Source organism: Paenimyroides aestuarii, assembly GCF_024628805.1.
GTDB lineage: Bacteria > Bacteroidota > Bacteroidia > Flavobacteriales > Flavobacteriaceae > Flavobacterium > Flavobacterium aestuarii_A.
On sequence record NZ_CP102382.1, the window covers coordinates 937,073 to 963,394 of the forward strand.

The window sequence follows — 26,322 nt, forward strand, 5'->3', positions numbered from 1 at the left end:
TTCTTTATTTTTAGAAGAAACGCGGCGAGTTCACGCGGCGGTATTTGTTAAACAATTCAAAGCGCATAAAAATCTCGTGTGAGCCGTTGTTGTAATTTCTCAAGGCTTTGATGTCGCTGTCGTAGCTATAGCCTATAAACAATCCGTCGGTTACCTGGAAGCCTGCCAAGGCACTCCATGCGGCATCCCAGCGATAAGCGGCTCCTAAAGTAAACTTCTCGTTGATTAAGAAATTCCCTGTGATATCAGCTTGTAAAGGTGCGCCTTCTACTGCTTTTAACAAAAATGCCGGTTTAAACTTCAACATCGGGTTCAACTCAAATACGTGACCTCCCATTAAATAATAGTGCATCTTTTGCTGCATCGTGCTTTGTACGTTGTCGTCGTAGCGCGTGGTTTCTAAAAAATGGGGTGCCGATAATCCTACATACGTTTGTTCGTTATGCCAATAAACACCCGCTCCTATGTTTGGAGTGAATTGGTTGTTGATGTCTGTAAGGATCTGCGAATCGTTCGGGTTGTATTTGTTCAGCCTAGAATAAGCTACATTCAGCATATTGGCTGATCCTTTTAAGCCGAAGCTTAGCTTGCTGCCACGGTTGTTTAAATCTAAGGTGTACGAGAAATCTACACTTAACGTGTTTTCATCGGTCACCCCTAACCTGTCGTTTACAAAGCTTACTCCTAAACCTACTTTACTCTCGGCTATAGGGGTGTTTATGGAAAACGAATTGGTCGTTGGTGCGCCTTCTAATCCTACCCATTGGCTGCGGTGCAAGCCAAAGATGCTCAAGGCGCCTCTGCTACCTGCATAAGCCGGGTTGATGTTGATCGTGTTGTACATGTAATTCGTGTACTGGGGGTCTTGTTGGGCGTTTGCCGAAATGCTTACCAAAGCTAACAAAGCCATTATCTTTTTTAATTGTTTCATTGCTTTTTAGTTTTAGTCGTTGTTTTCTAAGTGTAAATACCCTACTTTCTTAACCCATTGGCTTTCTCCATCGCGGTCGAATAAATATTCCACTACATAATAGTAGGTTCCGCTTGGGAGTTTTTCGCCTTCGTTTACAATCGCATTGCCTTGTGCATAGCCACGGAACACGTTGCCGTTGCTGTCGTAGCTATGGGTTTCATATACTTTTCTTCCCCAACGGTTGTAAATGGTTACGTGGTTGTTTGGAAATTGGTTGATGTTGTCGATAATGAAGTAATCGTTCATGCCGTCGCCATCGGGTGTTACCCCATTGTAGATTACTACTTCACCTGGGTTGATCAGTGCTTCTTTGATGGTGCCAAGGGTAAATATTCCAAAGCCATCTACATTTACAGGTGTGCTTACGGTTTGCTCGCCATAGTTTACCACACCGCCTTCATCTACCCACAATTTTTGGGTTTCGTCCCAACGTACCACGTGTAATAAATCAGGATTTGCTGTTAACCATGCTGGGGTGGTGCGTGTATCCCATGAGAGGGTTACAACCACCGAATTATCGGTGTTTACGCTTTGGTTGATGATCCAATATTCTTGGTCGTCAATGGCTTTTATGACTCCGGTGCGGCTGGCATGCGGGTATTTGCTGTTGGAATTTTCCAATAGGTATTCGCCCGTGTAGATTTCTGCTTCTTGAACGGGTGCTGATATGCCTGCAAAACGGTAATAACCTCCATCGCCAATAGGGTATTTAAACCCTTCGTTGCCCCGTTTGGTGACTTCGCCGTTTACGTGGCTGCGGTCGGAAGTATTGATGTGGTTCGCACCTTTTAAGAAGACAAATGCACCGCCATTGGCTTTATCCATCAACACCACTCCGTTTAAAAGATTTACGGTGCCGGCATTGGCAATGTCATTGGTTAAATGAAAACTGTGTTCTGCCCCGCTTTTGTTGAACAATACATCGTAAAAGCTACTGGGTGAGCTTCCTGAAATCTGTTGCATGCCCGGCATTAAGCCCTCAAATACCACATAGCCCGTGCGGCTGTTGGTTGTGTAACTGAACAAACCTTCGTTTTGGTAATCGCCGTAGAAATAAAAATCGCCGTCGTTTAAAACATCGCCCGTTGATTCGTTCTTGAAATCAAAGTAGGTAGATACTTCCGTGCCCGGCTCTACTTTTAAAACGCCCTCGTTTACTGTTAATTCTGTTTGGGAGAAACTATTTATCCCTAAAAAAATAGACAGTGTGGTTATATATATTTTTTTCATAAATTTTTCTTTATTGTAAATCTTTAAAAGATTGTTCAACAATTACTTCTATCAGGAAATCTTTTGAATTATTTCCAATAATTCCAAACAGCTCCATCAAAAACAGCGACTGCGTTTCTCACCGTATCATAACACATCATTCCAGGGTAAGGACTTTTAACTGTTAAATGCGGATTCATGACATGTGGCAAAACCAAAGCTTTATTAGCCGACTCTAGTACCAAAACGCCATCAGCATCAGATTCTTTTGCGCCAATCACAGTTTTTTTACCGTTATCAACTGTTCCACTGTAAGGTACCAACGTAGTTGTATTTCCAGCCTCTGAAAGACTTACCCAAGCACCATTTTCAAACATTTTTACTTTTTTTTCAGTAAATCTGGCATCAAACAAAAAAGTTCCGTTTTCTGGTGTTGTAGGTAATGTTTCTACCGCTGGTAAAATAATCCCGTTTGTAGTTCCTTTTTTAAAATCTAACAATGCAGAGGCACTACTGGCTGTTTTTTCTTCGATGACCGTTTGTGCATTTACATTGGAGTAGATACCTAAACTACTTATTGCTATTAAAAAATACTGTTTCATCTTAAAAAAATTTAATTAGTTGGAAAACTACAATCTTTCTCAATACACTTCCAAATTGATCCATCGAACAATTTCACACAATTGTCTTGCAGATCATAAACAATCATCCCTTCAACAGGTGCCGTAATGGAATCAGTTGTGAGGTTTGGAGTGCCGTTTGTACCTCCTACATGGTTTACACGTGAAATAACAAAACCTTTACTTCTAGACTCTACTGCTATAAAACCATTAGGTACATTTCCTGGCCAGCCTGTTGTTCCACCATTAAATCCTAGAATATCAGAAATACCTGTTTTTGTAAAACTATCAGCTGGATTGGTATTAGGGTCTTCATAGCAACCTCCTGGTCCTGAAATAATAAATATTCCATCTTCAACTTCTCCACCAAAAACAGAACCGGTAGGCAAAGTAATATCCGAAGCGTTTCGTGCAATTCTTAATCGGAAATATGTACTTCCTGCAGAAATTCCAGAAATTCCTGTCCATGTAAGAGAAACACTTGTTGCTCCATTGGCAACTGTAACCGAAGTTGACTCAGCAGCTTCAAAAGTTCCATTTTTATTAAAGTCGATCCAACCTCTTAGCGTTGCTGCAAGTCCGGTAGTATTAGTAACCGGAATCGTTGCTGTGTATGCTGTAGCATTACTGTATAATATTGGCCAAGTTACACTGTTTTCGTCATTGATATTGTTAGTGTCATCTCCATTGGCATTGGTATTTGGAAAACCATCATTCTCTAAATCTATGTTAGAACCAATCATAAGAGATGCTGTGTTATTAGTTGCGTCATACTGAGACACTGTATGACGAGGTCCGTTTGATGCCAATAATGTTTTATAGGTATCTGGTGCATCTCCAAAATCTGAAACAGCGAACGGGTTTAAAGGTGTAGCACAGCTTGCTAAATCTCCTTGAGCTCCTGCTGGTGTTATCGTACCAATCGATGAAATACTAAAATCATTATTCATTCTAAACAATGTTGTCGCATTGGTAATAAACAATTCTCCTGCTGGACTGAATGAAATTCCATTTGGACCATTTCCTATATCTTGTTTAGCTATTTGTTCTAATACCAAAGGTGTACTTCCCATATTGGTTGTAGGCACTGCACTCTTTATTCTGAAAACATAAGCAGTTGGCGCAAAAGCAGTCCCGGATAATATCCACAAGTCGCCATTACCGTCCATGGCAATATCTCCGCCCGTATAAGTAGCTAAAACAGTATTTAGTGATTGTCCGTTTTGATCTACATAGTTACTTGTAATATCTGTCCAAGTGTTATTTGCGATATTATAATATTTCAAAACATTGCTTGACGTAATTCCATAATAACCTGTACCATCATTGGTTACTGTTCCTCTGTAAATAAGTCCCGTAGTACTAGCCAAGTTTTGATAAGCTCCTGTAATAGGATCATAACTTACAAAAATATTACTTCCTGAAGGACCTCCGTTTTGGCTCAATACATAATAAAACTTTTTTGTCACATCACTGAACCCTAATGCATTTGCTCCATTGGGTGCTGCTGGAACCGATGTAGGATGTGGAGTCGTATTGATTACCGCTCCCAAAGCTCCGGTTGTGGTATCAAAAACCCTTATTTCACCTGTATTTGCACTTAGACTATATGTTTTATTGGTACAATCATAGGGAGGTACAACGGTTATCGTAACTACATTGGAAATAGCCGTACAACCACCTGCACTGGTTACAACCGCACGATAGTATCTTGTGGCTGTTAATGCTCCTGGGCTGTAAGAAGCAGTTGTACCACCAGTTGCTACATTTGTAAATGTTACATTATCCGTTGACACTTGCCATTGAATGCTTCCTGTAGATCCCGCTAATGTTAAGGCGGTTGGGATAGATCCAGAAGCAATGGTTTGATTGGCTGTGGCTGTACCAGCAACTGCAGCAGGATTTACAGTCTGCGATTGATTAACTGTTTGTCCACTCGCTTGTGAATAGCCTGTAATTGCAGGTGTTGCTGTTGGCAACGCTGGCACACCACTCGAATTTACGGTGGTATTTAATCTATTTCCTGAAATATAACTTGCTCCTGCCTGAAAATTAGCGCCGCCTTCAATAACATCAGGACAACCATCACCATCTGAATCTAAATCTAAATAATTTGGGATACCATCCCCATCAGTGTCGCAAACAGTGAGTAAATCCTCAGATCCGTATGCTATGTTGAATACATTCGTTCCAAAATTTGCACTTCCTTCATTTACCCAATTTGGCGTAGCCGATGTAGGATTAGAAGAAGAATATACTCTGGTTCTATTCGCTAATGTTTCTGTAGCAGTACCTGAAGAAGAATAATACATAAAGTAATATACGCCATCATGAACCGCCATATCTACCAACGCATAGTTTCTGCCTCCATCAGCGAAAGTAAGTGCTAAACCAGTTAATGTTCCCATATTAGTCCAGCTATTTGTGACAGGATCGGTAGAAGAATACAATACCGGAGTACCTGAATTATTGAACCAATGATAAAAAACACCATTATCATACCCTAGGTTTTTTTGACCACCTCCCACATTTGCATTTCCAAGATCGGTAAAGGTTCCTGTAGTAATATTATTGGTATAAAGTAGTCTCCCCGCACTGTTAATTACGTAAAACTTACCATCGTCATAGGCTAAATTTGTTGTAGCGGTGATATTGTTTGCTACTGTATAAGGAACGCCACCATTTGTAGGACAACCAGTTCCTGCAGGGCAAACATATGTTGTTCCCACTCCATCTGTCTGCTTATATAACCACAGCCCATCCGTTGTATTAGATGCTGTACCATCAAATAAATGATAGAGTGGCTCGTTATTAATTGTTGGACACTCATCTATATCTAAAATACCGTCGTTGTCATCATCTAAGTCACATGCATCTGCAATACCATCACTGTCAGAGTCAGGGTTGGCCGCAGAAGGAGTACAAGGATTTATAACTACCGTTATAGTTACTTGCGCTGTATCGCAAGGAGTTCCTGAAGTCTGGTTACAAATGGTGTAATTCATTGTATATGTTCCCGCAGCTACTGTTGAGGCTACTGAAATAGTTCCATTTGCATTTAGTGTAAATCCTGCTGGCCAAGTTCCTGATGTTGCAATGGATACTTGTCCTGCTGAAATACCAATTACTGCGGGATTTCCTGCATTGTTAATGTCATTTACAATAACACTTGCTGTTGCACTTCCAGGAGCAACATTGGTGTAGGTATCTTCCACAGCATTTACTAAATTACAAGTCTCCGATTGAAATGTTTCTGTGATTGTTCTCACGGGGCAAGTGCCTGCTGGTGTTTGGTAGGTAATTGTAGCAGTGCCTGCGCTTGTAAACTTAACTTTATAACCTGTTGTGGCATTTCCTGTAATGGTTACTGGCCCTGTGCTCGCTGTAACTGTACCGCCAGTAGGTATAGCAACCAGATCAAATTCAACATTTACACAAAATTTCCCGGTACTTCCTTTAATTTGAGGCTCTAAGGTAATATTTGGAACAGAAGAAGCACAAATTGGGACATAGGCTGTATTGAAAGTAAAGCTGGTTTCATCTGTATCAGTACCACCACCAGCACCCATAGATCCATCAATACGGTGTCCTACATATCCAAAATTGGTTTGGCATTGTTCGGTAATCATAGTGGTGTGACCGCCTGTATGTACAGAAGTAACAATACTACTTACAGTTAATCCATTAGGAATACCCGGATTCACTGCACCATCCGATGTTCCTCTTCCAAGCATACTTCCGTCATTATATCCCCAATTGTATAATTGATTCGAATTATTGATCACATTGATACCGGCATATCTTCCGTCGTGTTCATTAGGGCTAATCCATTTGATGTTGTTCATCACTGGTCCTGTAGATGATGTATATCTTGGCTGAATCCAAGTTCTTCTTTCGGATGTTGACCAATCACCTAATTGTCTGTAATCATTAAATCCCATCGAGTACAAATTGCCATCAGTCATTAAAATATAATATGCAGACTCTTGTAATGTTGAAGAATTTGTACTTGGTGTTATACCTATCATTTTAATGGTTCCTGATGGAATAGTCATTTGTGTTGCTCTAGATCTGGCAGCTGCAGCGGTATTGTTCCCTAAGTATGAAGTTTCACCCCAAGTCCAAACGGTTCCATCGCTTTTTAGTGCCATAGCAGTACCACCAGCTACCCTTGCAACAATAACATTAGTTAAATTAGTAGTGCTCGTTTGTTGAACTCTATACCAAGTAGTTGCATTTCCTGCATTTCCATTTCCTCTCATTTCAGGATTTGCCGACATAACCCATACATCTCCACTACAAGTTACTAGACATAATGTTCCTATTTGTGTACTACCTCTTCTTATAGTCCCGGTAAGCATTTTTACATCAGTAGGAGAAACACCAGTTGGTAGCCCATCTGCTTTTCCATTAACACTTATCTTTTGAAATGTAGTACTTGTAGTAAATGACCCATCAATTATTCTACCTTCTGTACCCCAAACATATAAACCATTAGAGGCTAGTGCTACAAATGATTGATTATTTGAACCACCGGAAGCACCAGTAACTTTATACACTTTTGCATTACCAAGTGCAGGAAAATTGGTTCCATTAATTGTGATTGGACTTAATACATTGTCTGTTCCATTGTTCGCCATATTTTGTCCCCAAACTTTAAAAGTTCCATCGTACTGCCTTACAGCAGTACCGTGATAAGCAGAGGTATAGTTATCATATTCTATGGTTGCAGCATTGTTTGTAGAATTAACAAAGGCATTGTTGTAATCGGTGTTGCTACAGCCTTCTCCTGCCACAAAACCACATTGTGCAAAGGAACTATTGCCAAAGCAAACAATGGAAAGAAATACTAATAAATATGTGAAGTAGTTTTTTGTCATAACTAATTATTTAATGTGAGCAATTATAAAGTTGCAATACTTTATCCTATCGATAAAGTATTGCAACACATAATTAGTTTTTTTTGTTTAACAACAATTTTTCCAAACGTTGTAATCGTTCTTCTGTGTCTTGGGCTTGTTTTTTAAGCGCTTCGATTTCGGATTGCTGTTTTTCTATGGTATCTTGTTGTTCTATTGTGTGGATGTACAACTCTTCAATTTTCTCTAAGCTTTGAATGGTTAACTTGGTCATATCAAATGTATAGCCATTGTTAGCTTTGCCTAAATCAGCAATTGAAGTAACCCCTGGTAAGTGGTTATTTGCTTTGATAAAGTTTCTCACGTAGTCTAAAGATTTAAACTCGTAATTAGGGTTAATCTCAGATTTTCCACCAAAGTATTTCTCAAACACATAATCGGCATACACACTGTTTGTTGTCCAAACTTTACCAGTTGTAGAAATATCGCCTGCCACGTGCAATTTAGGCTGAATCGTTGCTCCTCCTACAGTAAAGGATGGTGCAGAAGTGGCACCGATAGCCAATTCCCCAGTTGGTGTTAAACGCATTTTTTCTGTAGATAAGGTATTAGCTACTTGATTTGTAGTAAATACAATAGGAGCTGGTACTGCTGTATAATGTGTTCCAATTGTTAATCTGGTAGCTCCTTCGCCTGCAAATATTTGAGCTGCATTATCGTCATAAGACTGCAAAGATAAGTTTGTTTGTCTACCATTCGTATTGGCATCTGCTGACCTAATAATTATGCTTCCTTCATTTGACAAACCTTCTTGACTAAGACCTCCTGTGTCATATACCGACGTCTGTTGAATGGTGTTATTAAAATTTAATGAGTGGCCATTGATTGCTACTGTCGTACCTCTATTTAACGTACCGCCTAATTCAATTGCTGTGCCGTTTTCGGTTAATCCATTCGCAGCTGTAACCAGAGGTTCTAAATTAGCTGTTGATGACTCACCGTTAACGGTACTCGTTAAATTTTTTCCTGTCAAAGATAAATTGTTTGTTGTGGCAGGTATTAATGCAGAAGTGTTAACCGTTCGCAATACGCCCAAATTATCTGCAACTACAACTTTATCTGCTGTTTGTAAAGTATATGCATTAGTAATCTGTCTTACACGCACATTACCCGTTACTACATCCAAACGGTTGGTTGAAGTTATAGTTGGTAACGCATTCACACCTGTAAAGTCTCCAAAGGCTAAATTACCGCTTTCTCCGTAAATATAGTTTTGGATGTTTAGCTGATTGTTACCTGTATTTTTTGCTTTGGTTTGCGAGCCTAAAAATAAACTGAAATCACCTGAGTTATATCTTTCTGTCGCTGCACCTAATAATCTATTTCCAGCTTCAGTACCAAAAAAGGTATTATAGCTACCTGTAGTTAAAGCGCCACCCGAAGCAACACCTAAACCAACGTTGTCATCACCTGTTCCTAATGTATTTAATACAGTGCTACCAACACCAATATTCTTGTTACCAACAGCAGTAGGCAAAACGTCTGCCCCAAATGCCAAGTTTTGACTTTGAGTAGTTATAGCTCTTAAAGACATATTTCCCACAACATGATTATTGCTTCCAGTAGTTAAAGCACTTAAGTTACTTATACCCATTGAAATATTAGACGACCCCGTTGTTACTGCGCTCATGTTTGAAGAACCTACTACCACGTTTGCATCTGCGGTAGTTGCTTGGGGTAAGTTTAAAGCACCTATTGCTAAATTGGTTCCTGATGTCGCGTTAGGTAAGTTAGCATATCCTATGGCTACGTTTCCTGCGCCAGTTATTTTTGCTAGTTGATCACCTCCACCTATGGCAATGTTGCCTGTAAATCCAAATGGGTGTGTACCTACCGATACGCTATTCATAGCACCTGGACCTATAGCTACATTGGCATTACCTGGAATAGTAGATCCATTACTCCCTACACCAGCATCTTCAGAAATGTGGTTGGTACCAATCCGGCGAACATCTGCTGGGGCATCAATTAATCTTACCCATTTACCAGGTGCGGCTACGGTTGGTTTTTGCCAGTAATAGTAACCAGGTGTAACGTCGCCTGCTGTTGCTGTATTGTAAACCAATAAAGAGTTTGCCGTGTGTTGATCTGCTGCTGCTAACCCAGTGATTGGGCTAAAATTGTTGGTATTTGTTAATGCTACTCTAGGCGCCAAAAAACCTTTATTTGCACTTTCAACTTCTATCACTGCACTAGGATTTATAATCGTTGGATTATTTCCTATTTTTTGTTGCGTTACTTGTGCGAATCCTATTGTTGTAGTTCCAATACCAAATGCAATAAGAGCTGCTATATTTCTAGTTATTTTATTCATAACTTTTATTTTTAATTTTAATAATAGTAGATGTTTTATTTATTTCAAAGTTTAAATAAACAGAGGCCGAACCTCTGTTTATCCATATTATTAGAATTGATTAGTCTATTTTATACCAATTTGTTCCATTACTTTGAATACGCATAGTACCTTGTACGTTGAATTTATCAAATGTTACACCGTTAGCTAAAGTTACTTGTTCTGTTAACGTTATAATATTACCTGTTCCGTCCATTTTACGTAGAATAATTATTCTACCATTATTTTCACTAGCAGCTGGTAATGTTACTGTTAACGCTGCTGATGACGCATCGATTAATATTGTATCATCATCTGCTACTACTGTACTGCTAGTAGCAATGCTTCTTACGGTATTTGAAGGTTTATAATAAGCACCTCCATCTGACCCTACAGTTATTTGGTTATCATCATCTGCACTAACAACATTTGCTGTAGTCGCTGTTCCTCTTTCTGGAGTGTATGTGATAATACCTGTGTTTACATCTTGTGTCATTGCTGTTAAAGATTCTTCAGCTTCAATGATATTGATGATCTCACTATAAATATCGCCTTGGTTTTGGATGTTTGTTACCACATCGCCTACTACATCTACTGTTAAGGTTTCCCCGTTGGCATTTGTAAAGGTGTAGGTTCCGTCTGTGTTTTTACCCATGGTTAAGGTGTTCGCATCAAAGGTCATTACCGTTCCGTCTACCGCTGTGTGCGTGAAGGTTCCGTCGCCGTTGTCTACAAATAGATCGCTCTCTTGTTCTAAGATATTGATGATCTCACTATAGATAGCGCCTTGGTTTTGGATGTTTGTTACCACATCGCCTACTACATCTACTGTTAAGGTTTCCCCGTTGGCATTTGTAAAGGTGTAGGTTCCGTCTGTGTTTTTACCCATGGTTAAGGTGTTCGCATCAAAGGTCATTACCGTTCCGTCTACCGCTGTGTGCGTGAAGGTTCCGTCGCCGTTGTCTACAAATAGATCGCTCTCTTGTTCTAAGATATTGATGATCTCACTATAGATAGCGCCTTGGTTTTGGATGTTCGTTACCACATCGCCTACTACATCTACTGTTAAGGTTTCCCCGTTGGCATTTGTAAAGGTGTAGGTTCCGTCTGTGTTTTTACCCATGGTTAAGGTGTTCGCATCAAAGGTCATTACCGTTCCGTCTACCGCTGTGTGCGTGAAGGTTCCGTCGCCGTTGTCTACAAATAGATCGCTCTCTTGTTCTAAGATGTTGATGATCTCACTATAAATAGCGCCTTGGTTTTGGATGTTTGTTACCACATCGCCTACTACATCTACTGTTAAGGTTTCCCCGTTGGCATTTGTAAAGGTGTAGGTTCCGTCTGTGTTTTTACCCATGGTTAAGGTGTTCGCATCAAAGGTCATTACCGTTCCGTCTACCGCTGTGTGCGTGAAGGTTCCGTCGCCGTTGTCTACAAATAGATCGCTCTCTTGTTCTAAGATATTGATGATCTCACTATAAATATCGCCTTGGTTTTGGATGTTTGTTACCACATCGCCTACTACATCTACTGTTAAGGTTTCCCCGTTGGCATTTGTAAAGGTGTAGGTTCCGTCTGTGTTTTTACCCATGGTTAAGGTGTTCGCATCAAAGGTCATTATCGTTCCGTCTACCGCTGTGTGCGTGAAGGTTCCGTCGCCGTTGTCTACAAATAGATCGCTCTCTTGTTCTAAGATGTTGATGATCTCACTATAAATATCGCCTTGGTTTTGGATGTTTGTTACCACATCGCCTACTACATCTACTGTTAAGGTTTCCCCGTTGGCATTTGTAAAGGTGTAGGTTCCGTCTGTGTTTTTACCCATGGTTAAGGTGTTCGCATCAAAGGTCATTACCGTTCCGTCTACCGCTGTGTGCGTGAAGGTTCCGTCGCCGTTGTCTACAAATAGATCGCTCTCTTGTTCTAAGATGTTGATGATCTCACTATAAATATCGCCTTGGTTTTGGATGTTTGTTACCACATCGCCTACTACATCTACTGTTAAGGTTTCCCCGTTGGCATTTGTAAAGGTGTAGGTTCCGTCTGTGTTTTTACCCATGGTTAAGGTGTTCGCATCAAAGGTCATTACCGTTCCGTCTACCGCTGTGTGCGTGAAGGTTCCGTCGCCGTTGTCTCTGAAAATATCGCTCTCTTGTTCTAAGATGTTGATGATCTCACTATAAATATCGCCTTGGTTTTGGATGTTTGTTACCACATCGCCTACTACATCTACTGTTAAGGTTTCCCCGTTGGCATTTGTAAAGGTGTAGGTTCCGTCTGTGTTTTTACCCATGGTTAAGGTGTTCGCATCAAAGGTCATTACCGTTCCGTCTACCGCTGTGTGCGTGAAGGTTCCGTCGCCGTTGTCTACAAATAGATCGCTCTCTTGTTCTAAGATGTTGATGATCTCACTATAAATATCGCCTTGGTTTTGGATGTTTGTTACCACATCGCCTACTACATCTACTGTTAAGGTTTCCCCGTTGGCATTTGTAAAGGTGTAGGTTCCGTCTGTGTTTTTACCCATGGTTAAGGTGTTCGCATCAAAGGTCATTACCGTTCCGTCTACCGCTGTGTGCGTGAAGGTTCCGTCGCCGTTGTCTACAAATAGATCGCTCTCTTGTTCTAAGATGTTGATGATCTCACTATAAATATCGCCTTGGTTTTGGATGTTTGTTACCACATCGCCTACTACATCTACTGTTAAGGTTTCCCCGTTGGCATTTGTAAAGGTGTAGGTTCCGTCTGTGTTTTTACCCATGGTTAAGGTGTTCGCATCAAAGGTCATTACCGTTCCGTCTACCGCTGTGTGCGTGAAGGTTCCGTCGCCGTTGTCTACAAATAGATCGCTCTCTTGTTCTAAGATATTGATGATCTCACTATAAATATCGCCTTGGTTTTGGATGTTCGTTACCACATCGCCTACTACATCTACTGTTAAGGTTTCCCCGTTGGCATTTGTAAAGGTGTAGGTTCCGTCGTTATTGTTAACCATATCCAAAGTGTTCGCATCAAAGGTCATTACCGTTCCGTCTACTGCTGTGTGCGTGAAGGTTCCGTCGCCGTTGTCTACAAATAGATCGCTCTCTTGTTCTAAGATGTTGATGATCTCACTATAGATAGCGCCTTGGTTTTGGATGTTTGTTACCACATCGCCTACTACGTCTACTGTTAAGGTTTCCCCGTTGGCATTTGTAAAGGTGTAGGTTCCGTCTGTGTTTTTACCCATGGTTAAGGTGTTCGCATCAAAGGTCATTACCGTTCCGTCTACCGCTGTGTGCGTGAAGGTTCCGTCGCCGTTGTCTACAAATAGATCGCTCTCTTGTTCTAAGATGTTGATGATCTCACTATAAATATCGCCTTGGTTTTGGATGTTTGTTACCACATCGCCTACTACATCTACTGTTAAGGTTTCCCCGTTGGCATTTGTAAAGGTGTAGGTTCCGTCTGTGTTTTTACCCATGGTTAAGGTGTTCGCATCAAAGGTCATTACCGTTCCGTCTACCGCTGTGTGCGTGAAGGTTCCGTCGCCGTTGTCTACAAATAGATCGCTCTCTTGTTCTAAGATATTGATGATCTCACTATAGATAGCGCCTTGGTTTTGGATGTTCGTTACCACATCGCCTACTACATCTACTGTTAAGGTTTCCCCGTTGGCATTTGTAAAGGTGTAGGTTCCGTCGTTATTGTTAACCATATCCAAAGTGTTCGCATCAAAGGTCATTACCGTTCCGTCTACTGCTGTGTGCGTGAAGGTTCCGTCGCCGTTGTCTACAAATAGATCGCTCTCTTGTTCTAAGATGTTGATGATCTCACTATAGATAGCGCCTTGGTTTTGGATGTTTGTTACCACATCGCCTACTACGTCTACTGTTAAGGTTTCCCCGTTGGCATTTGTAAAGGTGTAGGTTCCGTCGTTATTGTTAACCATATCCAAAGTGTTCGCATCAAAGGTCATTACCGTTCCGTCTACTGCTGTGTGCGTGAAGGTTCCGTCGCCGTTGTCTCTGAAAATATCGCTCTCTTGTTCTAAGATGTTGATGATCTCACTATAAATATCGCCTTGGTTTTGGATGTTTGTTACCACATCGCCTACTACGTCTACTGTTAAGGTTTCCCCGTTGGCATTTGTAAAGGTGTAGGTTCCGTCGTTATTGTTAACCATATCCAAAGTGTTCGCATCAAAGGTCATTACCGTTCCGTCTACTGCTGTGTGCGTGAAGGTTCCGTCGCCGTTGTCTACAAATAGATCGCTCTCTTGTTCTAAGATGTTGATGATCTCACTATAGATAGCGCCTTGGTTTTGGATGTTTGTTACCACATCGCCTACTACGTCTACTGTTAAGGTTTCCCCGTTGGCATTTGTAAAGGTGTAGGTTCCGTCGTTATTGTTAACCATATCCAAAGTGTTCGCATCAAAGGTCATTACCGTTCCGTCTACTGCTGTGTGCGTGAAGGTTCCGTCGCCGTTGTCTCTGAAAATATCGCTCTCTTGTTCTAAGATGTTGATGATCTCACTATAAATATCGCCTTGGTTTTGGATGTTTGTTACCACATCGCCTACTACGTCTACTGTTAAGGTTTCCCCGTTGGCATTTGTAAAGGTGTAGGTTCCGTCTGTGTTTTTACCCATGGTTAAGGTGTTCGCATCAAAGGTCATTACCGTTCCGTCTACCGCTGTGTGCGTGAAGGTTCCGTCGCCGTTGTCTACAAATAGATCGCTCTCTTGTTCTAAGATGTTGATGATCTCACTATAGATAGCGCCTTGGTTTTGGATGTTTGTTACCACATCGCCTACTACGTCTACTGTTAAGGTTTCCCCGTTGGCATTTGTAAAGGTGTAGGTTCCGTCGTTATTGTTAACCATATCCAAAGTGTTCGCATCAAAGGTCATTACCGTTCCGTCTACTGCTGTGTGCGTGAAGGTTCCGTCGCCGTTGTCTCTGAAAATATCGCTCTCTTGTTCTAAGATGTTGATGATCTCACTATAAATATCGCCTTGGTTTTGGATGTTTGTTACCACATCGCCTACTACGTCTACTGTTAAGGTTTCCCCGTTGGCATTTGTAAAGGTGTAGGTTCCGTCGTTATTGTTAACCATATCCAAAGTGTTCGCATCAAAGGTCATTACCGTTCCGTCTACTGCTGTGTGCGTGAAGGTTCCGTCGCCGTTGTCTACAAATAGATCGCTCTCTTGTTCTAAGATGTTGATGATCTCACTATAGATAGCGCCTTGGTTTTGGATGTTTGTTACCACATCGCCTACTACGTCTACTGTTAAGGTTTCCCCGTTGGCATTTGTAAAGGTGTAGGTTCCGTCGTTATTGTTAACCATATCCAAAGTGTTCGCATCAAAGGTCATTACCGTTCCGTCTACTGCTGTGTGCGTGAAGGTTCCGTCGCCGTTGTCTCTGAAAATATCGCTCTCTTGTTCTAAGATGTTGATGATCTCACTATAAATATCGCCTTGGTTTTGGATGTTTGTTACCACATCGCCTACTACGTCTACTGTTAAGGTTTCCCCGTTGGCATTTGTAAAGGTGTAGGTTCCGTCTGTGTTTTTACCCATGGTTAAGGTGTTCGCATCAAAGGTCATTACCGTTCCGTCTACCGCTGTGTGCGTGAAGGTTCCGTCGCCGTTGTCTACAAATAGATCGCTCTCTTGTTCTAAGATGTTGATGATCTCACTATAGATAGCGCCTTGGTTTTGGATGTTTGTTACCACATCGCCTACTACGTCTACTGTTAAGGTTTCCCCGTTGGCATTTGTAAAGGTGTAGGTTCCGTCGTTATTGTTAACCATATCCAAAGTGTTCGCATCAAAGGTCATTACCGTTCCGTCTACTGCTGTGTGCGTGAAGGTTCCGTCGCCGTTGTCTCTGAAAATATCGCTCTCTTGTTCTAAGATGTTGATGATCTCACTATAAATATCGCCTTGGTTTTGGATGTTTGTTACCACATCGCCCACTACATCTACTGTTAAGGTTTCCCCGTTGGCGTTAGTGAAGGTGTAGGTTCCGTCGTTATTGTTAACCATATCCAAAGTGTTCGCATCAAAGGTCATTACCGTTCCGTCTACCGCTGTGTGCGTGAAGGTTCCGTCGCCGTTGTCTACAAATAGATCGCTCTCTTGTTCTAAGATGTTGATGATCTCACTATAAATATCGCCTTGGTTTTGGATGTTTGTTACCACATCGCCTACTACATCTACTGTTAAGGTTTCCCCGTTGGCATTTGTAAAGGTGTAGGTTCCGTCTGTGTTTTTACCCATGGTTAAGGTGTTCGCATCAAAGGTCATTACCGTTCCGTCTACCGCTGTGTGCGTGAAGGTTCCGTCGCCGTTGTCTACAAATAGATCGCTCTCTTGTTCTAAGATGTTGATGATCTCACTATAGATATCGCCTTGGTTTTGGATGTTTGTTACCACATCGCCTACTACGTCTACTGTTAAGGTTTCCCCGTTGGCATTTGTAAAGGTGTAGGTTCCGTCGTTATTGTTAACCATATCCAAAGTGTTCGCATCAAAGGTCATTACCGTTCCGTCTACTGCTGTGTGCGTGAAGGTTCCGTCGCCGTTGTCTCTGAAAATATCGCTCTCTTGTTCTAAGATGTTGATGATCTCACTATAAATATCGCCTTGGTTTTGGATGTTTGTTACCACATCGCCTACTACATCTACTGTTAAGGTTTCCCCGTTGGCATTTGTAAAGGTGTAGGTTCCGTCGTTATTGTTAACCATATCCAAAGTGTTCGCATCAAAGGTCATTACCGTTCCGTCTACTGCTGTGTGCGTGAAGGTTCCGTCGCCGTTGTCTACAAATAGATCGCTCTCTTGTTCTAAGATGTTGATGATCTCACTATAGATAGCGCCTTGGTTTTGGATGTTTGTTACCACATCGCCTACTACGTCTACTGTTAAGGTTTCCCCGTTGGCATTTGTAAAGGTGTAGGTTCGTCGTTATTGTTAACCATATCCAAAGTGTTCGCATCAAAGGTCATTACCGTTCCGTCTACTGCTGTGTGCGTGAAGGTTCCGTCGCCGTTGTCTACAAATAGATCGCTCTCTTGTTCTAAGATGTTGATGATCTCACTATAGATATCGCCTTGGTTTTGGATGTTTGTTACCACATCGCCTACTACATCTACTGTTAAGGTTTCCCCGTTGGCATTTGTAAAGGTGTAGGTTCCGTCGTTATTGTTAACCATATCCAAAGTGTTCGCATCAAAGGTCATTACCGTTCCGTCTACTGCTGTGTGCGTGAAGGTTCCGTCGCCGTTGTCTACAAATAGATCGCTCTCTTGTTCTAAGATGTTGATGATCTCACTATAGATATCGCCTTGGTTTTGGATGTTTGTTACCACATTTCCAACTACATCTATTAAAACAGCTCCTGGAGGCACACTTGTCCACGTAGAAACATCTGCTGAACCGCCATTTAAAATATATTCTTCAGAAAGGTAATATTGATTACCTTGATAAGTAACTATATTAGTTGGAATATTAATTGCTGACAGAGGAACAGTAACTGTATTCCCATCACTATCTGTAAGTACTAAATCTCCGTTTATAACAGTTAAGGTAGTGTTTGTTGTATTTTTATCTAATGCAATAACATCAGACTCATTTACAATACGCATCCATTTATCAATATACCAATAGTAATAACCTGGTTGTATATCGTTTTCGTTATTGGTATTAAATACCAACAAACTATTCACATTACCATTTTGAATGGTAGTTGCATCTGTTGTTGAAGATAACGCTACCCTTGGTATGAGAACCCCTTTTTTATCTGATGTTACATCTAATTGTGAAGAGGAATTTGGATTCAACGTTCCAATACCTACCTGACTATAAGCGTTGATACCAAATAACAATAATGATACTGAAAGTAATTTTCTATTCATAACATTAACTAATTATTTTCTAAAATTATTCTAATTATTTTCTAATCAAAGGCAAAGGTACTAATAAAATAAAATTAAATTCAAAGTTTTTTTTGATTTATAGCACAAATATGCTATAAACAATCCTAAAATAATAAATTTTAATTCGATTTTTACACCTTATTGACATAAATTTGCACTTCTAACTCCGCTCCCAATAAGGGTTTGTTCAGATTTAGTGTTCCTTTTATAGCCTTTACTCTTTTTTCTATTAATTTTAATCCGTAACCATTTCTTAACATATGTGTTGGCAATCCAACACCATTATCTGTAATTAACAAATATATTTTTTGTGATTCTTGATACAAAGTTACTGATACACAGGTTGCCTTTGAATGTTTTATAATGTTTGTAAATGCTTCCTTTATAATAAGGAGTAATTCGTTTTGCTGATGTGTGTTTATGCTTTTAACAGCATCTTCTTCTATTTCGATTGCTGTTTTGTATGCGTTTGATGTAAAAAATGTATCTGTTAACTTTAATAGTTCATTGGTAAATGTTAAATTGGCAACCGGTTTCTGCTCTAGCAATTCATGGCTTTTATTTCGAACGTTATGATACACCTCGGTTACCATTTTATTGACTTGTTCTAACTGCGCTGTATTATTTGTGTGTAGGGCTATATCGATATTGTTTTTTATTGCTGCTAAAGTTCCTGCTAAATCATCGTGCAGATTTTGCGCCATAGCCGCACGCTCTGCTTTTACACGCTTTGCAAGTTGACTTTCGGCATGCGTTGCTAATCTCTTTTTTGCTTTTTTTAAATCAATGAGCTTCTTTTTTTGCTTAAAACAAAGTACTGTTAGCACACAACTTGTTAGCAAAAGCACTCCTACTACACCTATAATAACCACCCACTGCATACAACAAAAATTTATGGAACGGTTTTTAATCTAAAATTAAACCTGATTTACGCACATACGATAGCAATTCGGTAATGGAATTGGTGTTGGTTTTTTTCATCATTTTTCTGCGATGCGCCACCACTGTATGACGGCTTAAACAAAACTTTTCTGCTGTTGCATTTACGGAATAGCCTTTAGCAAAAAATTCTAATATTTCTATTTCGCGCGAACTTAACAATACTTCTTGCACTTTGCTTGCTTCTTCTAAAATATTAGCAATGATTGGACAGAAAAAAGATGTTCCTTTTTTTAAGGTATTTAAACAATCAATAACTACATCAAAACCTGCTATTTTTGATATAACCGCTTCTGGTCGTGCCGAAATTATGGTACGAATGGCCACTATTTGCGTTACGCTACTTATAATAATTATTTTTACCTTTTTATTTACACGACGGATTTCATTAACGATTTCAATACCCAATTGATCGCCCAAATAATAGTCTAAAAACAAATAAACTTCTTTGCGTGGATTCTTCAAAAAATAATCCATTCGCATTTTTGCATCGTTCAATACATGAATTTCATCAAAAATCCCTACTTTTTCTAACAACAAAGTAAATGAATCGGTGAATAACGCATGATCATCTACTACAACTGCAACTTTTTCTATATTTTCCATCTTTTCACACTTTAAAATTGAACAATCGTTTCAACTTAAAAAATCGAAGTATGAATAAGTGTTTAATTATCAACTGTTCTTATAAACATTTAGGTACAAAAAACCTTTATCTGTACGTTAAAGCTGTTTACTTTTAATTAATCATTATCCATACATAAGTATTTTTTATGACAAGCTTTGTGAATGATTCCGTTGAAATTCGCAAAAGCTTCTGTAAAATGGATACAATTATATTGTTTAGTGTTTTTCTTATGTTTGTAACCATTCAATACTTTAAGCAAATGTAGGAAGAGTCTTTAAAAGTCTTTGTAGTACCATAAACGTGTTAGTTGTAGAACTTGTTCTACAAGTGAATCATATAAATAACTACTTTGCAGATAGCTTAAATATGGTATTCGCATAAAATTATAGATGTATTTGCATTCTGGTAAGAAGGTAAGTATTGCTTAACAAATGTTTTTATGAAGACATGTTGGGCAGCTTTCTTTATATAATATGGTAGAAAATTATTTATGCAGATCTAAAACTTTTTGTTTTGCACGCGATAAACGCATTTTTACTGCACTTAGTTTCACATTTAAAATTTCTGAGATTTCTTTAATTGACAAATCTTCTTGATACTTCATGATAAGGATCATTTTATCTGTAGGCGGAATGGTATTTAAAATTTGCTGCAATTGCGTATAAGAAATTTCAAAAAGATCATATTGATTAAGCTCTTCATTGGTAGTATCTTCCTCGGTTTCTTCTACTAAATATTCATCGGAGAAATAAAATTTCTGCTTTTTGTTTTTATTGACATAATTAACACAGGTATTAAAAGTGATCGCATACAACCAAGTAGAAAACTTTGATTTTCCCTTAAAATCAGTTAGTTTAAGAAATATCTTAATAAATATATCATGTGTGAGATCTTTTGCTTCTTCTTCATTATCAACAAAAGCATAACATTTATTATATACAAATTGGGCATACCTATCGTATAAAATTCCAAAATAGGAATAGTGATTAAATTTTGTTATCAATGCTACTATTTCTTGATCGGACAATGTTACTTTATTATCTATTCTTTTCTTCATCAACACATATTAAGGGGTAAATTTACTATTTTACAGATAACAACCAAATAATGTACAACTAAATAGTACATTCTAATAATTTTTTAATCTCCGTACCCTGTTTTATAAAAACCTTTTCAGATACTACACAACTTTTTCCATCATTTCCTTTTTATTGAATCAGCTTTTCATGTGTATTTTTTTCAAAGTACAACATTTTTAGTTTCTTGGATGAAAATTAATAAATGATTAACTATGATTCAATGACAAATTTTTGCTCATTTTTCATTTCAAGCTAAAAAAACAACAATTTTAAGCTGTTGAAATTCAATGTTTTAAACATCGCCATATGGCAACCAATAATTTTATTTGCTTTTTTTTTGAAAAAAAACCCATAAAAGTTTTGTGGTATTAAATTTATTCGTAAATTTGGATTTCATAAGTGTTTTTTTTGGTTATTAAGAGGTTGCTAGTGTTCGCACTACAACCTCTTTTTTTATTCACTCTGCCCCATATTGAAACGCTTGGAATGTTTGATAAATTGAATTAATTACAGAAATTTGTAATACAACAAAACAACATATACTATGGAAATTAATTCAAATGCATCAAAAGTAATTACTTTAGAAGAAGCTATTGCTTTTACACATGCCTATCAAACCCTTTACCCTAAAGAAATTAAAGCTTATTTTGCCGGCAGCAACAAAATTGAGAGTATCCTAGCGCAAGAAAATTGCATAGGAATCCGAATTTACAATGGCTACAACACCGCAGAAAGCACGCCTAACTTGGTGTTGGTTGGAGTGAATGTATTAGGAGAAGATATGACAAACGGGATTATTTTAGAAAATCTTGTGCCGTGTCCTCAACATTGTTCATCAACAAGTGTGTTACTTAAACCTTAATTTGTGATTGCATTATTATACATCACACTTTTTAGTGGAATACTCCCAGCAACCGTTTTGATTATAAAAAAAACCAAAGGGACTTTTGTTTTTACAAATGCAATTGTTCCTTTTGCTGTTTTAACTGCTTTTGCCAGCTTATATGAATTTCTATTTTCACTTGTTTTAAAGATAGATACTACGTACTGGTTTCAGGCATACGCTTTGTTGGAAATGGGCTGTATTGTATATTTCTTTACAAAAGTTTTCAAGGGGCGTTATAAAATACTATCACTTGTGATGCTTTTTTTATTTATAGGGTTTTACCTTATTTCTTTTAAAATAGCTCATGAGAATGGTAAACTTGTGGCAAATGCCTTAAACAAAACCATTGTGACTTTTTACACGGTTACTTTTACCCTGCTATGGTTAACACAGTTCATTAAAAGCGATAAAAAAATTCCTTTAAAAACAAATCCTATTTTCTACTTTGTTTCTGGTTTTGTCATTTATTACTGCACTACCCTGCTTTTGTTTTTGGCAAGCAATTATCTATATACTAATAATATTTTCTTTTACGAATATTGGGTAATTAACATTATTGCTACATTCGTATTACGAATTCTTTTAACGGTAGGAATATGCAAAATACAGCAGAAGTAGAGCTTTTTTTATGGATTGGCACTTCGGTGATGGCTTTTCTAGCAATTGGCGTTATATTATTGGCTGTTCTACATCAGGCAAAAGTGGAACGTTTGAAGCGAAAAGAGTCTGAAAATTTATTGAAAGCATCTTTATTATCCGAAAAAAAGGAACGTCAACGTATTGCCTCGGATCTTCATGATGGTATTAGTGGGGATTTAAGTGCTTTACAGAATTATATCAATCTGTTAAGAAAACAAGAGAAAGATTTGTCTAAAATAGATTTGTTTGATGACATTTTGGTTCTCATAAAACAGTCCACAATGAATCTTAAAAATATAAGTTACAGCCTTATGCCTCCTACGATTGAAAGTCATGGGATTGTTACTACTTTGCAAAACCATTTTGAACGAATGGGGAAATTGCATAATATTACGTTTACAGAAGCCTATACTATTGATTCCCGCAACATACCCTCGGCGGTGAGTTATGAATTATACCGGATCATTCAGGAATTGACCAACAATGCTGTGAAACACGGAAAAGCAAATAACATTGATGTACAGATGTTTTTAAAAAACGAGGAAGTGTATGTTGTAATGAATGATAACGGCAGCCCTTTTGATTTTTACAGTCATGTAAAGCATTCTAAAGGAATGGGGCTTAAAAATATTCTTTTACGCGTACAGCAGATAAACGCAGAGCTAGAATGCACGCCTAAACAGATGGGCAACACTACTCAAATAAAATTTAAAACAAATAACTATGTTGAAGATAGCTATAACTGATGACCATACTTTATTTAGAAAAAGTTTGGCAATGCTTATAAACAGTTTTGAGGGGATGCAAGTTGTTTTTGATGCAGCAAACGGCATAGAGTTATTAGATACCATCAAAAATCATGAGGTTGATATTCTATTGTTAGATTTACAAATGCCTAAAATGGATGGTTTTGAAACTTGTAAAATTTTAAAAGCACAATATCCTTCGATAAAAATTATGATATTAAGCCATTTAAATCACGAAACAGCAATTGAACGGGTTTTAGATTTAGGAATAGCAGGATATTTTACAAAAAATATTTCATCTTTAGAACTTGAAGATGCCCTGTGGGATTTAACTCACGATGGATTTTATTTTGAAAACAACTTACGTTTGGTAATCAATAAATTATTAGCCCACGATCGAAAACAGAAACCAAACCATACGGATCAACTTTTTAGTGATAGAGAAATTGAAATTATAAAATGGACCGCCGAAGGACTTAAAGCGAAGGAAATTGCCGATAGATTATATATAAGCCCAAAAACCGTGAATAGCCACAAGCAAAATATTCAGAATAAATATAGTTTTGACAGTATGATGAGTGCGATACTTTATTGCATTAAAAATAAAATCATCACAATCAACACCTTATAGCACTTTATGGCTTTAAGAACTTTTATAGAGTACCTAAAAACAAAACTTACAATTGAATAAAAATAGGTATTTTACCTATTGCTGTAACTAGTTCTTCTTTATAATTTAGCACGTATGAAATGTCAGCAAAAAAAACTAAAATTCGTATAAAGAAAAACACCAATGATTTTAAAGGGCTGTCAATTTATTTGACAGCTTTTTTATTTTAAAAAAATATACTATGAAGCCAATACCTCACACGCGCTATGAATTTATTGGGAATCACTTAAATTTTTTTTATAATAAAACACAAGAAAGCATTAAAGGTTCGATTCCCTCTACTAAAAGTTATACGGTAGATTTACAGCTACTGATAAAAAAATTTGACGCCCATACCCTTCATAAAATAAGATTAATTGGAATAATAAGCAATTCAAAAAAAAGAAATACGCAATTAATTGCTTTAAAAAACCAGTTGGAACAACTATTCACAACCTTACAGTTCATACAGCTATCATACCTGCAATTTGCCGAAAACAGATTTCCTAAAAAAAATACGCCATTACACTTTCAATATTCTTCCCAAGAAAAACAAAACCACAGTCTTGAGAATTATCTTCTACTAGTTGTTAATTGCTATTACGCCGAACTTCTTTCAAAAAAGCTATCAAATCTATCATAAAAAAAGCCCTTTATTCAGGACTTTTTTTACTTTTTATTTTATGATTTTGCTTCATCAGTGCTATTTTTTTCATCACTTTTTTTTTAATGCACGGAGGAAGATCTTTTTGCGAATAAAGATTTACTTTTTTTAAATGATTCATAAACAGTTTGTTATAATTCTAAAACAATAAACTCTGATCTCCGGTTTTCTTCGTGTTCCGTATCTGAACATTTTGCACCATTGATACATGTATTTATTAACTGCGTTTCGCCGAAGCCTTTGTAGGTGATTCTTGTTACATCTATTCCTTGCGCAACAATCCATTCTGCTGTTGATTTTGCTCTGCGTTGAGATAATTTCAAATTGTAATCATCGGACCCGCGACTATCTGTGTGTGAACGTATATCAATTTTCATACGCGGATAATCTTTCAACACCTCAACCACTTTGGCTAATTCTAAAGCAGCATCAGGTCTGATATGGTCTTTATCATAATCGAAATAAATAGGATTCAGTTTCAACACCTTAAACAAGTCGTCGTTCTTTTTAACTTCCACTTTTTTCTGTTCCAATGCAATTGTTCGTTCACTTACTCCAGATTCAGAATCTAAAATCACCGTTTCTTCTTTTGTAATGTATCCTTCTTTGGAAATTTTTACATGATATGTTGCACCGCATTCATATTCAGTATTAAAACGGTAGCCATTGTTGACGTATTTGTTTGCTGTTCCTAACTCTTTATAAAGTTTATCGTAAAGGGTGAGCGATGCATCGGTAACAATATTGTTTGTTTTAGCGTCTAAAACTGTAACAAGCAGTTCCTGAGCACAACCTAACTTTAATGCTCTGGTTTCAACAAAACTATAGATATCATCGCCGCCATGACCGCCCGTTCTGTTTGATGAGAAAAAACCTTTTTTGGTTTTGTAATCGATATAATAAGCAAAATCATCGGTATTAGAGTTTATGGGTTCTCCAATGTTCTGCACTTCGTAAAAACCACCATCTTCTTTAACTTTTACTGCATATACATCCAAACCACCCAATCCAATTCTACCGTCGCTTGAAAAATACAATTCATCATTGCTGTTTATGTAAGGAAATGTTTCTCTTGCTTCTGTATTAATTGCCGGACCAAGATTTTGAGGCACACCATATCCATTGCCATTGATGGTTACTTTCCACAAATCAGAATTTCCGAAACCACCTGGGCGATCGCTGGCAAAATAAAGTATGCTTTCATCCTTATTCAAGGTTGGGTGTGCTGTATTGAAATCATTTCCATTAAAAGGCAGTTCTTGAATATTGTTCCACCTACCGTTTTGCAATTCTGCTCGATAAATTTTCAATTTTGTATTTTTCTCGGCATCATAACCCCGAATACCTTCCAACATATTATTTCTAGTAAAATACATTGTTTGCCCATCTGCTGTTAAAACTGCCGACGATTCATTGAACTTACTTTTAATGTCGCCTTTTAATTTTTTAATTTTCGATTTTTTGCTGATGGTATCATTCGGTAACTGATAGTCATACAAATTGGTAAATGCACCACCTGTCCATGTATGGATTTTTTTTGAAAAACTGCCGGTATCGCGTGCACTTGTAAAGTAAAGTTTTTCATGGTGTACATAGCTGCCAAAATCGGCGAATTGGGTATTTATAGGTAGGTTTTCTATATTGCGATAACGTCCTGAGTTTTCTAGAATCTGTTTTTTAAGTTCTTTTTCATTCTTGCGAACTAGCGCAATCTGTGACTGAGATCCTGTTTTAGCTGCAAATTGATCGTAATAATGCTTGGCCTCGCCATTTTTTCCTACATGCTGTAATGTTTGTGCATATCGGTAGTATACTTCAGAAGCTATGTCTTCCGATTCAAATTCCGTGAATAAACGCTCGTAAAACGGTTGTGCTTCGGCATATTTTGCATTGAAGTAGTATGTGTTGGCTAACTTTTCTAAGATATCCTGAGTTACATATCCTTTTTTTACGATTTTTCCGTAAATATGCATAGCGTCTGCGTAAGCCCAGTTTTCATACTCTTTGTTAGATTGCTTTAACCCTGCTTGTGCTTTTGCTGTGGTATTCCCTAAAAAAAACAATGATGCTAGGGCCAATAGTGATAATCCTTTTTTCATGTGTGTAGATT

At 38.1% G+C, this 26,322-nt stretch carries 16 protein-coding genes; 4 read left to right on the top strand and 12 right to left on the bottom strand.

Annotation, left to right across the window (positions count from 1 at the left end):
* Positions 1-10 precede the first annotated feature (10 nt).
* From NPX36_RS04585 to NPX36_RS04630, 10 genes are all read right to left on the bottom strand, one after another.
* A complete protein-coding gene (locus NPX36_RS04585) occupies positions 11-931 on the bottom strand; it encodes a PorP/SprF family type IX secretion system membrane protein (RefSeq protein ID WP_257500235.1) in 921 nt (306 codons plus the stop codon).
* A gap of 12 nt (positions 932-943) precedes the next feature.
* Complete coding sequence (locus tag NPX36_RS04590; RefSeq protein ID WP_257500236.1) at positions 944-2,203, bottom strand: gliding motility-associated C-terminal domain-containing protein; 1,260 nt, start codon at positions 2,201-2,203, stop codon at positions 944-946.
* 68 nt (positions 2,204-2,271) lie between these two features.
* Positions 2,272-2,784, bottom strand: coding sequence for a hypothetical protein (locus NPX36_RS04595; protein WP_257500237.1), 513 nt, complete (start codon positions 2,782-2,784; stop codon positions 2,272-2,274).
* An 11-nt stretch (positions 2,785-2,795) separates the two neighbouring features.
* Positions 2,796-7,682: a GEVED domain-containing protein gene (locus NPX36_RS04600; RefSeq protein ID WP_257500238.1), complete on the bottom strand. Its 4,887-nt coding sequence runs from the start codon at positions 7,680-7,682 to the stop codon at positions 2,796-2,798.
* Between the two features lie 73 nt (positions 7,683-7,755).
* Positions 7,756-10,035: a SlyX family protein gene (locus tag NPX36_RS04605; protein WP_257500239.1), complete on the bottom strand. Its 2,280-nt coding sequence runs from the start codon at positions 10,033-10,035 to the stop codon at positions 7,756-7,758.
* 100 nt (positions 10,036-10,135) lie between these two features.
* Entirely contained in the window at positions 10,136-16,948 is a 6,813-nt protein-coding gene (locus NPX36_RS04610) for a beta strand repeat-containing protein (protein ID WP_257500240.1), read from the bottom strand.
* 20 nt (positions 16,949-16,968) lie between these two features.
* Positions 16,969-17,961, bottom strand: coding sequence for a hypothetical protein (locus NPX36_RS04615; protein WP_257500241.1), 993 nt, complete (start codon positions 17,959-17,961; stop codon positions 16,969-16,971).
* A 152-nt stretch (positions 17,962-18,113) separates the two neighbouring features.
* On the bottom strand, positions 18,114-18,863 hold the full coding sequence (locus tag NPX36_RS04620) for a sensor histidine kinase (RefSeq protein ID WP_257500242.1): 750 nt from the start codon (positions 18,861-18,863) through the stop codon (positions 18,114-18,116).
* A gap of 25 nt (positions 18,864-18,888) precedes the next feature.
* Positions 18,889-19,527: a response regulator transcription factor gene (locus NPX36_RS04625; protein ID WP_257500243.1), complete on the bottom strand. Its 639-nt coding sequence runs from the start codon at positions 19,525-19,527 to the stop codon at positions 18,889-18,891.
* 506 nt (positions 19,528-20,033) lie between these two features.
* Positions 20,034-20,606: an RNA polymerase sigma factor gene (locus NPX36_RS04630; RefSeq protein WP_257500244.1), complete on the bottom strand. Its 573-nt coding sequence runs from the start codon at positions 20,604-20,606 to the stop codon at positions 20,034-20,036.
* A gap of 566 nt (positions 20,607-21,172) precedes the next feature.
* On the opposite strand from NPX36_RS04630, the gene NPX36_RS04635 reads away from it, so the two are divergent.
* Genes NPX36_RS04635 through NPX36_RS04650 form a run of 4 tightly spaced genes read left to right on the top strand, consistent with a single transcriptional unit; the run spans position 21,173 to position 23,530 of the window.
* Complete coding sequence (locus NPX36_RS04635) at positions 21,173-21,490, top strand: hypothetical protein (protein ID WP_257500245.1); 318 nt, start codon at positions 21,173-21,175, stop codon at positions 21,488-21,490.
* A gap of 3 nt (positions 21,491-21,493) precedes the next feature.
* The gene (locus tag NPX36_RS04640; protein ID WP_257500246.1) at positions 21,494-22,132 is read left to right on the top strand and encodes a hypothetical protein; all 639 of its coding nucleotides are present in this window, start codon (positions 21,494-21,496) and stop codon (positions 22,130-22,132) included.
* Positions 22,111-22,899: a sensor histidine kinase gene (locus NPX36_RS04645; protein ID WP_257500247.1), complete on the top strand. Its 789-nt coding sequence runs from the start codon at positions 22,111-22,113 to the stop codon at positions 22,897-22,899. The genes NPX36_RS04640 and NPX36_RS04645 overlap by 22 nt, the downstream gene beginning before the upstream one ends.
* Entirely contained in the window at positions 22,877-23,530 is a 654-nt protein-coding gene (locus NPX36_RS04650) for a response regulator transcription factor (protein ID WP_257500248.1), read from the top strand. The genes NPX36_RS04645 and NPX36_RS04650 overlap by 23 nt, the downstream gene beginning before the upstream one ends.
* A 671-nt stretch (positions 23,531-24,201) precedes the next feature.
* Here NPX36_RS04650 and NPX36_RS04655 read toward each other — a convergent pair.
* Positions 24,202-24,333, bottom strand: coding sequence for a hypothetical protein (locus NPX36_RS04655; RefSeq protein ID WP_257500249.1), 132 nt, complete (start codon positions 24,331-24,333; stop codon positions 24,202-24,204).
* 10 nt (positions 24,334-24,343) lie between these two features.
* Positions 24,344-26,311: an OmpA family protein gene (locus NPX36_RS04660; protein WP_257500250.1), complete on the bottom strand. Its 1,968-nt coding sequence runs from the start codon at positions 26,309-26,311 to the stop codon at positions 24,344-24,346.
* Positions 26,312-26,322 lie beyond the last annotated feature (11 nt).